The organism is Planktothrix sp. FACHB-1365 (assembly GCF_014697575.1).
In the GTDB taxonomy this organism is placed as follows: Bacteria; Cyanobacteriota; Cyanobacteriia; order Cyanobacteriales; family Microcoleaceae; genus Planktothrix.
Genome location: NZ_JACJSC010000003.1, coordinates 216,550 through 232,676, shown reverse-complemented (window position 1 = coordinate 232,676; position 16,127 = coordinate 216,550). Strand labels below are relative to the sequence as shown.

The 16,127-nt window shown below is 39.1% G+C and carries 15 protein-coding genes and 1 pseudogene; 9 read left to right on the top strand and 7 right to left on the bottom strand.

Annotated elements, in window-relative coordinates:
- Window positions 1–154 precede the first annotated feature (154 nt).
- The 5 genes from H6G57_RS06925 to H6G57_RS06905 all read left to right on the top strand — a co-directional run bounded on the left by H6G57_RS06925 (window position 155) and on the right by H6G57_RS06905 (window position 5,478).
- On the top strand, window positions 155–1,057 hold the full coding sequence (locus tag H6G57_RS06925) for a lipid kinase (protein WP_190517132.1): 903 nt from the start codon (window positions 155–157) through the stop codon (window positions 1,055–1,057).
- A gap of 289 nt (window positions 1,058–1,346) precedes the next feature.
- Window positions 1,347–1,577, top strand: coding sequence for a hypothetical protein (locus tag H6G57_RS06920; RefSeq protein ID WP_190517131.1), 231 nt, complete (start codon window positions 1,347–1,349; stop codon window positions 1,575–1,577).
- Window positions 1,578–1,812: 235 nt separating this feature from the next.
- Window positions 1,813–2,904 carry an amino acid ABC transporter substrate-binding protein gene (locus tag H6G57_RS06915; RefSeq protein ID WP_190517129.1) on the top strand — a complete coding sequence of 364 codons (1,092 nt, stop codon included), beginning with the start codon at window positions 1,813–1,815 and terminating at the stop codon, window positions 2,902–2,904.
- Between the two features lie 150 nt (window positions 2,905–3,054).
- The gene (locus tag H6G57_RS06910) at window positions 3,055–4,218 is read left to right on the top strand and encodes an amino acid ABC transporter permease (RefSeq protein WP_190517127.1); all 1,164 of its coding nucleotides are present in this window, start codon (window positions 3,055–3,057) and stop codon (window positions 4,216–4,218) included.
- A gap of 42 nt (window positions 4,219–4,260) precedes the next feature.
- On the top strand, window positions 4,261–5,478 hold the full coding sequence (locus H6G57_RS06905; protein ID WP_190517126.1) for an amino acid ABC transporter permease: 1,218 nt from the start codon (window positions 4,261–4,263) through the stop codon (window positions 5,476–5,478).
- 99 nt (window positions 5,479–5,577) lie between these two features.
- On the opposite strand, the gene H6G57_RS06900 is transcribed toward H6G57_RS06905, so the two are convergent.
- Window positions 5,578–5,949, bottom strand: coding sequence for a transcriptional regulator (locus H6G57_RS06900; protein WP_190517124.1), 372 nt, complete (start codon window positions 5,947–5,949; stop codon window positions 5,578–5,580).
- Window positions 5,942–6,076 (bottom strand): annotated as a pseudogene (locus H6G57_RS28880) (type II toxin-antitoxin system RelE/ParE family toxin); the annotation flags it as partial. The gene H6G57_RS06900 and the pseudogene H6G57_RS28880, both read right to left, overlap by 8 nt.
- Window positions 6,077–6,190: 114 nt before the next feature.
- Between H6G57_RS28880 and H6G57_RS06895 the strand changes: the two are divergent.
- Window positions 6,191–6,970 (top strand): amino acid ABC transporter ATP-binding protein, encoded by a 780-nt coding sequence (locus tag H6G57_RS06895; RefSeq protein ID WP_228041817.1) that lies wholly within the window; start codon window positions 6,191–6,193, stop codon window positions 6,968–6,970.
- A gap of 92 nt (window positions 6,971–7,062) precedes the next feature.
- On the opposite strand, the gene H6G57_RS06890 is transcribed toward H6G57_RS06895, so the two are convergent.
- Both H6G57_RS06890 and H6G57_RS06885 read right to left on the bottom strand, forming a co-directional pair.
- On the bottom strand, window positions 7,063–7,407 hold the full coding sequence (locus H6G57_RS06890) for a hypothetical protein (protein ID WP_190517123.1): 345 nt from the start codon (window positions 7,405–7,407) through the stop codon (window positions 7,063–7,065).
- Between the two features lie 94 nt (window positions 7,408–7,501).
- Window positions 7,502–8,347 carry a calcium-binding protein gene (locus H6G57_RS06885; RefSeq protein WP_190517121.1) on the bottom strand — a complete coding sequence of 282 codons (846 nt, stop codon included), beginning with the start codon at window positions 8,345–8,347 and terminating at the stop codon, window positions 7,502–7,504.
- Between the two features lie 133 nt (window positions 8,348–8,480).
- On the opposite strand from H6G57_RS06885, the gene gor reads away from it, so the two are divergent.
- From gor to H6G57_RS06870, 3 genes are all read left to right on the top strand, one after another.
- Entirely contained in the window at window positions 8,481–9,839 is a 1,359-nt protein-coding gene (gene gor / locus H6G57_RS06880) for a glutathione-disulfide reductase (protein ID WP_190517119.1), read from the top strand.
- A gap of 238 nt (window positions 9,840–10,077) precedes the next feature.
- Window positions 10,078–10,782: a pentapeptide repeat-containing protein gene (locus tag H6G57_RS06875; protein WP_190517118.1), complete on the top strand. Its 705-nt coding sequence runs from the start codon at window positions 10,078–10,080 to the stop codon at window positions 10,780–10,782.
- Window positions 10,783–10,927: 145 nt separating this feature from the next.
- Complete coding sequence (locus H6G57_RS06870) at window positions 10,928–12,082, top strand: DNA cytosine methyltransferase (protein ID WP_190517116.1); 1,155 nt, start codon at window positions 10,928–10,930, stop codon at window positions 12,080–12,082.
- On the opposite strand, the gene H6G57_RS06865 is transcribed toward H6G57_RS06870, so the two are convergent.
- From H6G57_RS06865 to H6G57_RS06855, 3 genes are all read right to left on the bottom strand, one after another.
- Window positions 12,051–12,617: a Uma2 family endonuclease gene (locus H6G57_RS06865; protein ID WP_190517308.1), complete on the bottom strand. Its 567-nt coding sequence runs from the start codon at window positions 12,615–12,617 to the stop codon at window positions 12,051–12,053. The two genes, H6G57_RS06870 and H6G57_RS06865, sit on opposite strands and share 32 nt — an antisense overlap.
- A gap of 106 nt (window positions 12,618–12,723) precedes the next feature.
- Window positions 12,724–14,118, bottom strand: a complete 1,395-nt coding sequence (locus tag H6G57_RS06860; RefSeq protein WP_190517115.1) for a DUF1800 domain-containing protein — start codon at window positions 14,116–14,118, stop codon at window positions 12,724–12,726.
- A 100-nt stretch (window positions 14,119–14,218) separates the two neighbouring features.
- Complete coding sequence (locus tag H6G57_RS06855) at window positions 14,219–15,883, bottom strand: CHAT domain-containing protein (protein WP_190517113.1); 1,665 nt, start codon at window positions 15,881–15,883, stop codon at window positions 14,219–14,221.
- Between the last annotated feature and the right edge of the window lie 244 nt (window positions 15,884–16,127).

Genomic DNA, 16,127 nt, shown 5'->3' with positions numbered 1-16,127 from the left:
GGCAGTAATCACTCATCAGTAAAAGGGTTAGCTATTCACTATTACAGCCATCATTAAGATTTCAACCCCATTGATGATTTTTCTAACTGATAACTGTCAACTGCCAACTGATAACTGATAACTGATAACTGATAACTGATAACTGATCACTGTTATGGCAAATTTTCCCCAACCTGCCCATCCGAAAACGGCTTTACTTTTGATCAATCCCCATGCGCGCAAAACCCAAAAGAATTTATCGCAAGTGGTTTATCAACTTCAAGCCTTGGATTTTGATATTATTCAAGAGTCCCCTGAACATCCGCAAGAGTTTACCTCAACCATTCAACGATATAAAGATCAAGTGGATTTTGTGATAGTCGGGGGGGGAGATGGAACCCTGAATGCGGCGGTGGATGGGTTGGTAGAAACGGGTTTACCCCTAGCAATAGTCCCTTTAGGTACGGCCAATGACTTAGCCCGTACCCTAGGAATTCCCGCCTCTGTGACCGAAGCCTGTCAAATCATTGCCTGTGGACATCAACAAAAGATTGATTTAGGCTGGGTGAATGGTAAACACTTCTTTAATGTGGCCAGTTTAGGATTGAGTGTGAAGATTACTCGTAAACTGACCAAAAAATCTAAAAAGCACTGGGGAGCCTTAGCCTATGTATGGGCTGCAATTCAAGCTACGCTAACGGCTCGACCTTTTCGTGCTTTAATTGAAGTAGATAGTCAAATACAACGGGTCAAAACTTTACAAATTGCCGTTGGGAATGGCAAATATTATGGAGGTGGAATGTCCATTGTCCATGATGCCACGATTGATGATCAACGTTTAGACCTTTACAGTTTAGAAATCAAACATTGGTGGCAAATTCCTTGGGTGTGGTTAACCCTGAGAACCGGAAGACATCGGGAAGAATTAGGGGTCAGAACCTTGTCTGGTTCAGACTTTCAAATTTATACCAGTAAACCCTACCCAATTAACACCGATGGGGAAATTACCACCTGGACGCCCGCTCATTTTCGAGTCATCCCCCAAGCTTTAACCGTTTTGGTTCCCCAACCGAAGTAAAAATGGCAGGGGATACCCGGTAATAATACTGAATAGACAACAAAATTTTCAAATCTTAACTTTACAATCAACCATTTGTCAAGATTTAATTCACTAGATTAAGAGAGTTGTAATTGTTGTGACATCTTGTGTTTTTTTCCGTCAAATTTGAGTAAACTCGGTTATTCTTGAAATTTAAAGAAAGTATTAAGCCTCCTGATGACGGAGAAAGACTACTTTCTGGCTCACGCAGAATAACAGCGTTTTTTTCTGTATAAAAACCGACAAAACTGCATCCATCGGAGGTTTTATGACTCCTACAATGCTTCGTCAACTTTGGTCACTGGTCGAAAAGACCCAAGCATCCACTCTGGTTACTCTTGATGATGCGAGTCTTGTCCAGTGTTTACTGAAACAGTTCAATAAAGAAGCTTCTATCAACGGAAACGAAGTTGATCTCTTAACGGATTACATTTGCTCTCGCATTTCTTTAATTCGGGATATGGCGGAAGCGCGCTTATCTGGAGAGGCTTCAGCTTAAAATCCATTTGTTCTATATTTGTCGGTTCGAGGAAATTTAAGGTCATCTTATGAGTTGGAGGAAAACCGTGATGATCTTAACCCTCTACCCGATTGAATTTTGCTCAAAAAATTGCAGGGAAAATTCCCACATTAAGGTAAGCTTAAAGCGTTTGAGGTAACTCCTGGGGAGCTCATAACCTCAAGACCTTTAGAACGCTAAACTTGCCTAATCTATACACGAGCAATATAAAACTATGCACAAATGCGGCTCTTTGCTAGTAGCAACACTCTTGTTAGTGGCATCCCTAACAGCCTGTGAATCATCCAATACTACTAGCACGAATACAACTTCACCCGGGGGAAACTCAACACCTGCTAGTAATTCGGGAACGGGTCAAAGTCGCCTTGATATTGTCAAGCAACGGGGAAAGCTGATCTGTGGCGTCGATGGTAAAATTCCCGGATTTAGCTTTGTGAATGAAAGTGGCGAATATTCCGGCTTGGATGTGGATGTGTGTAAAGCAGTCGCCGCGGCTGTTTTAGGTGATCCTAATGCTGTGGAATTTCGCAATTTGGATTCTACAGAACGATTTGAAGCGTTAAAAGCGGGAGAAGTGGATATGCTCTCTCGCAATACCACCTGGACGATTAGCCGGGATAGCTCTGTAGGCTTAGAATTTGCCCCGACAACCTTCTATGATGGTCAGGGGATGATGGTGCGTCAAGATAGTGGAATTACTAAATTAGAAGATTTTCAAGGAAAAGCGGTTTGTGTAGAAGCGGGAACCACAACGGAATTGAATTTAACCGATGCGATGCGTCAACGGGGTATCCAGTTTGAAACCGTTACCTTTCAACAAGCTGACCCCGCTTATGCTGCTTATGCTGAAGGTCGTTGTCAAGGAATGACGTCTGACAAATCTCAACTGGTCGCTCGTCGCAGTACCCTCCCCAATCCCAATGAACATCTTCTTCTGGATGTTACGATGTCTAAAGAACCCCTTGGCCCTCTAACAGTCAATAATGATTCTACTTGGTTTGATGTGGTTAAATGGACAACTTTTGCGTTATTTGAAGCGGAAGAATTAGGGGTGAAGCAAGACAATGTTGATCAACTTAAAACCAGTGATAATCCTAATATTAAACGATTCTTGGGAACAGAAGGCGACCTGGGGAAAGGGATGGGATTAAGTAATGATTTTGCGGCTAATGCGATTAAAGCCGTTGGGAATTATGGTGAAGTGTATGAACGCAACCTTGGTGAAGGTTCACAATTTAAGCTTCCCCGTGGACAAAATGCCCTGTGGACAAATGGCGGTTTAATGTATTCTCCGCCTTTCCGTTAAAATCAGTTATCAGGGAACAGGGAACAGGGAACAGGGAACAGGGAATAGGGAACAGGGAATAGTTTACTGATAACTGATAACTGATAACTGGTACAGACGCGCCATGGCACGTCTCTACTGATAACTGATAACTGATAACTGATAACTGATATGACAACCAACGGAGATCAAAAAATCCCCCTTTGGCGAGATGACCGATTTTGGCGCATTGCCTTACAAATTTTAGTGATTGTGATTGTAGTTAGTGTATTCGCTCTTTTAGGGGGAAATCTAACTCGAAATCTTAGACAAACAGGAAACAATTTTGGCTTTGATTTTTTAAAGACATCGGCGGGATTTAATATTCTCGATAGTTTAATTCCCTATACTCCCACTGATCCCTATAGCAGAGTTTTATTTGCGGGATTATTGAATTCTTTGCGGGTGATGTTTTTTGGAATTATCCTCACAACATTATTGGGAATTGCCGTTGGTGTTGCCCGTTTTTCTGATAATTGGCTATTGCGTCAGTTATCATTAATTTATGTTGAAATTGTCCGCAATACTCCCCTTTTATTACAGTTAGTATTTTGGTATGGAATTTTTGTCCAATTTCCACTAATTAAAGAAAGTTTAAACATTTTCAATTCAATTTATTTGTCTAAACAAGGAATTTTTCTACCTTGGCCGTCAGGAATTCAAGGGATAATTGGGTTAGGGATTTTAGTGATTTGTGCGATCGCTGCCTTTATTGTATCGAAAAGACGAACCAAAGTGATGGTAGAAAGAGGAGAATCTGGACAACCTCAATTGATTACTTTAGGAATCATTGGAATCATTGCCTTATTAACATTAACCGTAGGATTAAATTGGCAACGTCCAATGTTTAATCCTACCACCAATACGATTGAAGGAGGATTAAGACTCACCATTGAATTTACAACACTTCTAGTAAGTTTGGTCGTGTATACAGCCGCTTATATTGCTGAAATTGTGCGGGCGGGAATTCAATCTGTTCCTAAAGGTCAATGGGAAGCCGCCCGATCTTTAGGGTTAAAATCAGGTTTAGTTATGCAGTTAGTCGTATTTCCTCAAGCGTTACGGGTGATTATTCCACCGTTAAATAGTCAGTATTTAAACTTAGCAAAAAACTCTAGTTTAGCGGTCGCCGTTGCTTATGCGGATGTCTATAATGTTGCCAATACTACCTTTAATCAAACCGGAAGGGCGATTGAAGTCATGTTAATTATTATGGCAACCTATCTCACCATTAATCTATTTATTTCTTTAGGAATGAATCAATTAAACCGCAGTGTTCAATTACGAGAAAGATAAATTAAGGTTTCAACTGTCAACCCTAAACATTTATTCTTCACCATGACTTCTGTACCATCAACATCATCTCAGCAACCGCCTCAGATCGTCGTATTAAGCGCAAAGGAATGGTTACAAAAAAATCTATTTAATACTTGGTATAATACCCTGATTACCTTGGGGATTAGCACCTTATTATTCTTCATGTTAACACGGTTTATTTCGTGGGCATTTACCCTGGCTAAATGGAGTGTCATTCCTGCTAATTTACCGTTGTTTTTTGTGGGAAGATTTCCCAGTGATCAATATTGGCGTTTATGGATAATGTTAGGGATAATTTCTATTCTTTCGGGTATTACCTGGGGATTTTTAGCCCGAAATTCAAGACTTTTATTTAGTAAAAATACCTTAGTTACTTTGGGATTTGTTGGAATTCTGGCAGTTATTACTCCAGTTCCCATTATTTTCCGTTTCCTGCTGATAGGAATGCTATTATTATTACTAGCAGGAGCTTGGGGCGGTAAAACCATAGGAAATACTCAGCCAAAGTTGGGAAAGTGGTTGCCTTTTTCCTGGTTTTTATTATTAATAGTTTGTATTTGGTTTATTGGAGGTGGACTCGGATTAAAAGTTGTCCAAACCAACCTTTGGGGAGGACTGATGTTAACGTTATTGATGTCAATTGTTAGTATTTTATTGTCTTTTCCCATTGGGATATTATTAGCATTAGGACGACAAAGTGGTTTACCGATTATTCGTATTTTATCAACTATTTATATTGAAATTATTCGGGGATTACCCTTAATTACAATTCTATTTATGGGACAAGTGTTACTTCCGTTATTCCTCCCCGAAGGAACACGACCCGACCGGATTTTACGCGCTATTATTGGATTAACCATGTTTAGTTCAGCTTATTTAGCTGAAAACATCAGAGGCGGGTTACAAGCCATTCCCAGAGGTCAAACAGAAGCAGCAAAAGCATTAGGATTAAATACACCTTTAGTCGTTAGTTTAATTATCTTACCCCAAGCTTTAAAAGTCTCTATTCCTTCAATTGTGGGACAGTTTATTAGTTTATTCCAAGATACAACCTTACTTTCAATTGTAGGATTAGTCGAATTATTGGGAATGAGTCGATCTATTTTAGCAAATCCCAAGTTTCTCGGACGTTATTTAGAAGTTTACCTGTTTATTGGAATTCTTTACTGGATATTTTGTTATGCGATGTCTGTTGCGAGTCAAAAATTAGAAAAACAGTTGAATACGGAACATAAATAGACTGTTTTTGTTTGGGTGTATAAAATTCGCTGCTACAAAAACAAAGTCCGCCTGCGTGGACTAAATGATAGCGTAGGTAATTCAACCATATTTGGTATTTTATCCTTCTTTTTTTGGGTTAGATAATAATTCTTGTAAAACGGGAGTTTCTGAGTCCGATTTACTAGGGTTTAGTTGGTATACATTGACAGATAATTTTAATCCTAAAGATTTTAGCCAAAACCCTAAACTATAAATTGCGTCCTGTCCTGTTTTTGATAATACTTCGTCCAACTGTGCTAAATGTTGTTTAGCTTCTTCTGGGGTCATAGTTTGCGGTGCTAATGCTTCAGAAACATCAGTTAAAACCAGTTTTAATAATTCCGGTTCTGGAGAAGTTTCTAGTAAACAAGTTTCGATGTAACCTGCTGCATAGGTTAGGTCTTGAAGTCGTGAGATCAGAAAGGGTTGGTATGGTAAACTATTAAGCATTTTCTGATGTCCTGTAATCTTTCCAGTATTTTTGAGCTTGATCAATATCCTGTTTTTGGGTACTTTTATCACCCCCACACAGTAACAGTATAATCGTTACTCCTATTTGTCCAAAGTAAAATTGAAATTTGATCCAGTGAATCTTTCCTCAAGGTTCAAAATTAACAACCCCAAAGGAACAAACACCGTACAATAGAGGACAAACTTAACTGCTTGACCATTAACCCCCCCATTTAAAGCCATGACACAAATACAACCCACTACCGACTCAGTTCAAGCTGCAACAGAAGATTATGCCATTCTGGCAACCGATGTGCATAAGTGGTATAGCAATAATTTTCATGTTCTCAGGGGGGTTAGCCTTTCTGTTAGACGGGGAGAAGTTGTTGTAATTATGGGGCCATCGGGTTCAGGAAAATCGACTTTTATTCGCACTTTTAATGCGTTAGAAGAATTTCAACAGGGGAGTATTATTATTGATGGAATTAACTTATCCCATGATTTGAAAAATATTGAAGAAATTCGGAAAGAAGTGGGAATGGTATTTCAACAGTTTAATTTATTTCCCCATTTAAGTATTTTACAAAATGTGACTTTAGCTCCAATCTGGGTGCGACGTTGGCCCCAAGCCAAAGCGGAAGCAGTGGCATTACAATTATTAGAACGGGTGGGAATTTTAGAACAAGCGAAAAAATATCCCGGTCAATTATCTGGGGGTCAACAACAACGAGTTGCGATCGCTAGAGCATTAGCAATGCAGCCTAAAATTATGTTATTTGATGAACCGACTTCTGCTTTAGACCCGGAAATGGTACGAGAAGTTTTAGACGTGATGCGAACCTTAGCTGACTCCGGGATGACGATGGTTTGTGTCACCCATGAAGTCGGATTTGCAAGAGAAGTAGCGGATCGAATTGTATTAATGGCCGATGGAATATTAGTAGAAGAAGGAACCCCAGAAGAATTTTTTAATAATCCTAAAGAAGAACGGACTCAAAAATTTCTGTCTCAAATTCTTTAAGTTAAGGGAACAGGGAATTACGAATTACGAATTACGAATTACGAACAGGGAATAGGAAATGAGTTTGCTGTTCCCTGTTCAAGTTCAATAAACTATTGATTGGGTTGGGTATAGTTAGCCAGACAACTTGTAATAGCACCCTGAATCGCTGAATCTTGCATAATCTCTTGTTCTGTCAAAACTGCTAAAGACTTCAATTTTTCATCGGGAAGTTTGAGCAAATTTGTCAGTGTACAACGACAATACTGTTCACCTTTTGTCGGATCAAGACCCGATTGATTAATTCCTTGCAAACAGCCTTTCATGTATTCGCTACTAAAGGCTTGTGCTTCCTCATTCGTTAACGATAACGCTGGATGAGCAGGAATGAAAAAAACAGCACCGATTACTAACACCGTCAGAGGCTGGAAACAACGTAAATAAAAAGAACTCAACATTGAGATGAATAATTTTAGAGGTGGATTGAACAATCGCTTTCAATTTTAGAAGTTTTTGCTGGAATTAGTGGAAACCAGAATTTGAAATCGTTATTTATCCTTGTCCGAGAATATTATTCTCAACGGAGACAAACTGAAGTTGTGTAGGTGCAACCCCTTTAACTAACCCTAAAATATTTCCCGTATTGGCTATTGTAATCACCGTTACGGATGCTGTTTCAATTTGAAAATCTAGGGTTCTGATCTGGTCTGGCGGGAAGGGGCCACTACTTTGATAATCTCGCAAATCCCCATAGGTTAGAGTTTGTTGGGTTAAGACAATATCATTAACCGTTAACCCCCCCGTTAACCCAATGACATCGCCTTGGGCTGCATTGTAATCGAGAATAAAGTCAGACGTAATCGTGTCCAGATTGTCCAGTCCACCACAACCACAGTCTAACGGTGGCGGGGTCGCGGTATTGGTACGCAAAACAAACACATCTGCACCTTCACCTCCCCAGAGACGGTCAACCCCCAAATCACCGATGAGGGTATCATTTCCGGCTTCTCCGACTAACGCATCGTCTCCTTGACCCCCTCGCAGGAAATCATTCCCTTCATTTCCATAGAGATAATCATCCCCTAAATTACCGTTAAGTACGTCATTACCCGCACCGCCATACAGGATATCCAACTCTTGACCTCCCCGCAGGGTATCATTTCCCCCTTGGCCATCGAGGGTATCTTGACCTTGATTTCCAGCCATTTGTTCTGAGTCTATAGACCCTCGAACAGAATCATTTCCACCTAAAGCGGCTAACCCGTTAGGATATTTGGAGATAGCGACAGGATTAACCCCTAAGACCCCCGGTGCAATTTCAACGGTATCGGCATTTTCCGTTAATAAAAATAATCCCGATAACAGATCAGATGGGGTTAGGGGTTGGGAAATTACCATGATATTACTCGATAGAGAATTAATATGTATAGAATTCCCAACTATCAAAGAAGTTCCAACAGAAGATTAAAATAGAGTTTAAAATTAATTCGATGGATTAACGTTGAACTTGTCATAAAGAGGCTATTGAATTATGAGTTATGATTATGATTTGTTTGTGATTGGTGCAGGTTCGGGTGGATTAGCTTCTTCAAAACGGGCGGCATCCTATGGGGCAAAAGTTGCGATCGCAGAACATGATTTAGTCGGTGGGACTTGTGTAATTCGCGGTTGTGTACCTAAAAAATTGATGGTTTATGCGTCTCAATTTTCCGATATGTACCAATATGCTCAAGGTTATGGATGGGCGGTAGGGGCGAGGTCTCCTCGCCCTAAATTTAATTGGAATAAATTAATTACAGCCGTTGATACAGAAGTTAGACGCTTAAGTCAACTGCATATTAGTTTTTTGGAAAAAGCTGGAGTTGAATTAATTTCTGGCTATGCTAAATTTATTGATGCTCATACCCTAGAAGTGGGCGAGAAAACCATCACAGCCGATAAAATTTTAATTGCGGTGGGTGGAGAAGCCGTTAAACCCAATATTCCCGGAATTGAACATAGTATTACCTCCCGTGAAATGTTTTTACTTGCTGAACAACCGAAACGGTTTGCAGTTTGGGGAGGGGGTTATATTGGGGTTGAATTTGCTAATATTCTTAAAGGATTAGGCAGTGAAGTTACCCAAATTATTCGCCGAGATTTAATTTTACATGGCTTTGATGAAGATATTCGCAGCAATATTCAAGCGGGAATGGCTAATCATGGTATTCAATTTTTGACTCACACAATAATTGAAAAAATTGAAAAAACCGAAGCCGGATTACAGTTGTTTTTTAACGAGGATGACACAGAACCTTTAACGGTTGATGCGCTGCTTTGTGCGACAGGTCGTAAACCGAATTTAGCGGGATTAATGTTAGAAAATGCTGAAGTTGAAGTGAATGGGAAAGGAGCCATTCAAGTCAGTCTTGATAGTCGGACAAATCAACCTAATATTTTTGCAGTGGGAGATTGTACTGACCGGATGAATTTAACCCCCGTTGCGATCGCTGAAGGACGAGCATTTGCAGATACAGAATTCGGTCATCAACCTCGATTTATTACCCATGAAAATATTGCAACGGCTGTATTTTCTAATCCTGAAGGAGCAACGGTTGGATTAACAGAAACCCAAGCCCGGATAAAATTTGGCGATAATATTAAATGTTATACCGCTCGGTTTCGTCCGATGTTTCATAGTTTCACCGGATCAGACGAAAAAGTGTTTATAAAATTAGTGGTTGAAATTAATACGGATCGAGTTTTAGGGGCTCACATGGTGGGAAAAGATGCAGCAGAATTAATTCAAGGAATTGCGATCGCTGTTAGTATGGGAGCCACTAAAAAAGACTTTGATAACACAATGGGAATTCACCCCACCAGTGGCGAAGAATTCGTTACCCTCAGATAATCTAGTTATCAGTTATCAATTGTTCAGCATCTAAATGATCAATTTTAAAATTGTGAAATTGTTGATATTAGTAGAGTGCGTCACTAGGAATTAACGTACTCTTCTTTTTTTTGGTACATCGTAAGTTTTGTTAAATCTTCCTAATGGGTGAAGCATTCAGCCGTTGAATCGGCTTATAATAGGAATCAGATAACTATCAGGTGTAGGTTTTGGGTGGCAGCTATTGGAGGATAAAAGTATGAAAATCCTATCCACAGCAATATTTGGAGCAGCCACAGTGCTTCTACTCGGTTTTGGAGTCACGACTCCAGCCTATTCACAAAACTCTCAGGATCTAAAACAATTATTAGAAACCCGGTTTTGTCAAGGGTGTGATTTGAGAGGAGCTAATTTAAACGGTGCTCATTTGATTGGTGTAGATTTACGAGATGCTAATCTCGCAGGTGCAAATTTAGCCAATGCGAATTTAGAAGGTGCAGACTTAAAAGGTGCAAATCTTAAGGAAGCGAATTTAGAAGGTGCATTTTTAAATCAAGTTGAATTTAATGATGCTAACCTTAGTGGGGCTAATTTAACCCATGCAAATTTAGTTCAAGCTCAATTAGACGGTGCAAATCTTTTGAATGCAGATTTAACCGGATCTGAATTTGCAATTCCTACCCTACAAAGTGCTGAACTTCCGAGAGGTTTCGCCAATGATTTAGGAACACCTGAAATGAGTGCAGGGAATAATTCTCGGTTAACTTTCCCTGTAGGGGGGCCAGAATTGGATGAACCTTTTGAATATAGTCAAGAATATCTGAATCAAACGGTTAATCCTACTTTAAACCCATCACAGCCGATTGATTCTGATCCTTTTTTACGCCAAACAACCACCTTTAATGATGGCATGAGAGGAGATGTGAATCCATCAGGAGCAGGGGTGTTAAAACTTGATTTTTAGCTTTCATCTATGAGCAGTATTTCTGTTCTCGTTCAGCCAAAATTACTAATACCAGGGAAGAGAATTTTAATTATTTTCTTCCCTGTTTTAGCTTCAGTATGATATTATAATAAATCCGATTACGGTATAAATTAACAGCAGAAGGATGAAGAATTTTATCGATTTATTTTCTGGCGCAGGGGGAATGTCCTGTGGGTTAGAAATGGTAGGAATGAACTGTTTATTAGGAATTGATTTTGATCAATCTTCCTTAAAAACCTTTCAAGCTAATCATCGGACTTCTCAAACAATTTTAGGAGATTTGCGGGAAATTACAGTTGAATTAATTCAAGAAAAAATAGGTAATCAAACCATCGATTTAATTTGCGGGGGGCCACCTTGTCAGGGGTTTTCAACCATTGGGACTAATGATAAACAAGATCACCGCAATTTTCTGTTTTTTGAGTTTTTGCGGATGGTAAAAGCGTTTAAACCTAATTTTATTATTCTGGAAAATGTTACAGGTTTATTATCAAAACGGAATGAAAGTACATTAGCATTGATAATTAACAGTTTTAATCAATTGGGTTATACTGTAGATGTTAAGGTTTTATCGGCTCATCATTATGGTGTTCCTCAAGCCAGACGACGAACAATTTTATTAGGAAATCGTTTTGGAGTTAATAACATTTATCCTGAAAAAAAATTTAAAGATTCTGAAAAAGATCCTGATTCTTTACCTTTACCTCATACAGTTGAATGGGCTTTTAACACTTTATTAGAGTTTGAAGGTCAAACCTTTAACCATGATTTGAAAACGGCTGAAATTAAAAATGAATTAGAACGAAAAAGAATTCATTATATCCCTGAAGGTCAAGGAATTCGTTATGAACGAGATCAATTAGCCTATCTTCCTCCTTCTTTATGGTATGATATAGATTGGAAAAATATTCGAGAAGAACGATTTCGAGAAACCAAATTAAAGCGTTTAGCTCGTTACTCCCATTCGGGTACAATTAATACGAATAAAACCACTTATTATCATCCCACAGAAGATCGTTATCTGACTCCCAGAGAAGCAGCCGCGATTCAATCTTTCCCATCTAATTATATTTTTTATGGGACATTATCTCAACAATGGCGACAAATTGGGAATGCAGTCCCTCCGTTATTAGCAGCATCGGTAGGAGAGGCTATTTTAAAGTTAGATAACTTGAAAAATATTTTAGAAAAATGTTATTCTATATCGGACTTTAAAACGGTTCGTTCTGATGCGTTTAATTATAGATTTAAGGAAAAAATAACCGAACAACAGCACTAAATCCTGGTAATAACGGCGATGTAATTTCGTCTGTTTCTAATAAAGTTGCAACTTGAACTAATTGTGCTTGTTCTCGACGATAAATTTCCACTTGTTTAGTAAAATAATTAACAATCCAATATTCTTGAACTCCAGTAATAGAATAAAGTTTTAATTTAGCTTGTTTATCTCGGCGTTCATTTTGTTTTCCGGGGGATAAAACCTCAATAATTAATTCAGGTGCACCTGTTAAATGTCCGGCTTCATCTTCAATTTGTTCAAGTCGTTCATGAGTGACCCAAACGACATCAGGAATAACGCTATCAAATTCGGAAAAAATTAAACCTGGAGCGAAAATTGTTACACCTAAATTATTCGACTCTGACCACATATCTAGTTGACTAAAAATTTTACCACAAGTCTGTTGATGGCGGCGATGGGGAGAGCGAGTCATACATAGTTCTCCATCGAGAATTTCATAACGTATCCAGTCATTTTCCGGTAGTCCTTCTAAATCGTGAATTGTCCAGCGTACTTGTTCTAGGGTTTGAATCATCATGACCCCCTTTTTGGGTTTGATAATTTTAATTATAGGAAAAATGGGTGCGTGCGTAATTATAGGAAAAATGGGTGCGTGCGTTAACACTTACGCACCCTACGGGTTAATACATCATAAATTCAGGACTTCCTAAAATTAATGCACCTCTTAAATTCGGGTCAGTTTTTTCTAAAACAGAACGAGTTTGAGGTGAGAAATTATTCTCTAATGTAGAAGCTAAAAATTCTGCATCAATGGGTTTTCCATCGTCTAATAATCCTCTGGATAACGGAACAGATAAACTACTCCGACGCACCATTGCATCAGGATTTAACCAAGCAGATTGAATGTTTTTATAGCCATCAGGAGACGGACAACCATATAAAGGCATTCCTAATTGATTGAGGATACCATCTAAGGGTTCAAAATTGGTGACAGTTCCAACTACTCGCATAATAGAAACCAGATATCGATAAGGAGTTTTAAATTTAGTCTGATAAATATTAGGCTGCCAAAATTCGTCACTTTTAAATAAAGTTTGGAGAACAGTTGCAATATTTCCATCACTATCTAAAAACGTTTGGGATAGTTTTTTAACTAGAGAATCAGAGGGATTATCACTGACAAAATTTTGAGCTAATTTATAACTAATATGTTGAGCCGTAGAAGGATGTCGTGCTAGAATATTGAGAGCTTCTTCTCCTTCATTAATACCACTTCCTTTAATCGAATAGCCTAAAAACACTTTATTAGTAAAATCATGACGAGATTCTTCAAAATAAAATCCGGCTTTGGTTGAGGTTTTTTCAAGGGGTTGGAAGAGTCCCCAGCCTGTTAAAATCTTCGCTAACGCAATAATATCGTTTTGAGTGTAACCTCCATTGACTCCTAACGTATGTAACTCTAATAATTCACGAGCATAATTTTCATTTAAGCCTTGAAATTGCCCTTTTGCACCTGGACTTCCGGGTGCAGTATTTCGCCAATTATCTAAATAAACTAACATCGCTGGATGTTTAGCGGTAGCCCCTAATAATTGTCTAAATTTTCCTAAAGCATGGGGTCGAATGGCGTGTTGTTCATAAGAACTAAAAAACTGTCGGGTAAAGTTATCTTTTGCTGCAAATACATTAAAATGGTTATACCAAAACTCAACCATCACTTCTTCCAATTGACGCGGACTTGCAAAGGCTCTTAACAAACGTCCGCGTTTCGCTTGCTGCATAATTTTTTGATTAAAACTTTGCTTAATTTTGTTCATCGATTTGTTATCTAAACCGAGTTTTTGGGCTTGTTCTACGGTTTGTTTTTCTGCTAAAATCACCTCACCGGGTTGCCAAACTAATGTATTTAAAGGGTTCAATCTATCGTTTAAATTGGCTGGATAGGAAATCGTTTGGGGCTGAAGTTGAGTCTTAATATAAGTTTCAATCCCCATCTGTTGTATCTGTTGAAGTTGTCCAGGGGTAATTCCAAAACTTAGGCGGTTGATCAGATGAAAAAGTTTAGGATCGCTCATAATAGTTAATCATTATTCAAACTAGATCTTGAAACCAACACAAAACTTAAACCCTAATTAATTCGTAATTCGTAATTCGTAATTCATAATTCGTAATTCTCTATTGCTGATATTGAGCTTCAATAATAAACTCTAACATTTGACCTTGAGAACTGCCAAATTTTAACTGCATTCCTGATATTAATGGGATTTCTTGATGATGAATTCGTTGCCATTGTTGAGCATTAAAAACTAACGTTCCATAACGGGAAAAATCCCTTAAAAAATAATTCGGTTGTGTTTTTCCATCCGAGCTATGACGACAAAAAATTTCAGCGTGTTTGGAAGAAACCCACTGTTCAGAAACAATCACATCATTTCCTTCCCCACGTCCCACCCGGACTAACCCCGTATCAACGGGCCAAGCTTGTACCGGGGTATTTCCCACCGAACTCATTAACCGTAACCACGCTCTAGGAATAACCCCAAACCCCGTTACCGCCGTATTTGGCATTTCTGTCTTAATTTGTTCTAACGGCTGGACTAACACCCCGTCAAATTCCGGGTGCATATACAATATCGGTAACGTCCAGGCGGGTTGATTGAATTTATATAAAGCTAACAACTGCTGACGCGCTACCGCAACCGCTTGATCTACCGGAAGCCGTTCTCCTAACGCTCTGGCAAAGGCTTGAATAAAGCTTAACGCCTCTGCGTCAGTAATGGAGTCCCGCATTCCCAACACCGCCGGAACTCCATGATGGATTAAAACCTTTGCTAAACTACTACTGGGAATCGCTTGAAATAGGGAATTAGACGCAGTTGATACGGCTTCCACCGCAGGTTGAGCACTCCAACAGGTATTAAACACCGCTAAAACAATGCCACATCGAACTAAGACCTGGGCGAGTTCTGTACCATTAACAGTGGTATCAGGACGCAAAAATAATAACCCGCCATCGGGGGCAGGAACCCCATGTCCGGCATAAAATAAAACGTTATAGCGATCGGTTTCTAACTCGGCAATTAAGTCTTCAACAGTAGGTTGAATTAAGGTTTTGATGCCACAGGAAACATGGGGATCGATTTGATTTCCGTGAGGATCAATACTACACTGTTCAAAGGCTTTGCTTAATGAGATCGCTTCTTCTTCTAGTTTTAGTTTTAACAGGCAAGATGCCTGTTCCACAGCATTATTGTCAATTTGATTTTCTCCTAAGATTAATAAAATATTCAACCCTTGGGCTGCTAACCGTTGAGGCAGAGGGTTAACATCAAAGGTGGTGCGACTAAACCACAGATTTTGACTCAGGGAAATGGCAGGTTGACCAGCTTGGGGTTGCATTGTTTCCCAAGGAATGGGAATTAAATCAGCATCTCTTAAATCTAAACGAATTCGTAACGGTTGATCCTGTCCGATCGCAATGCCTTGACTTCGATGTAAACTGGCTTGAATTGACCCCTGAAATAACCATTGCCAGAGATTAATTCCCAATTGTTGCATTAAACGGGTACTATAACTCAATTGTCGCCCTGAATCAGAGGTGGCAATTAAGGCTAAATTGTTAGTTGGTGGAGAACATAGACGATTGGGAATACTATGGGGTGAGAATAGTTCTAGCCAAGCTTGCCAGGTTTGGGAAAGGGGCTCTGGCCAGCTACTATCGTGGTGAACATATCCATTCCAATCAGGAGATTGTACCACCCAAGTTGCAAAATGATTAGCAACGGAGGTACTCATTCCGGCGATGGCAATACTTAAGCAAGGAGTTTCTGACGGCGACATTCAACTTATAGCAAGGAATAGGGAACCCGGAAAAACCATTGATCCTTTAGGTTTTATCATCAATTTATGTTCTAACAGTTCTAGGGACTGCTATATCAGGCAGTTTTGTTGCAATAAACAGGGATTTTCTGCTAGTTTATCCTGTTTTCAGCACTTGCGATCAGTTGTCTAAGCAATGTACCCCAATTAACGGTAATCTAAGTTAACGTTACAACTTAGAAAGCAAAATTTCTGTTCCACAGAG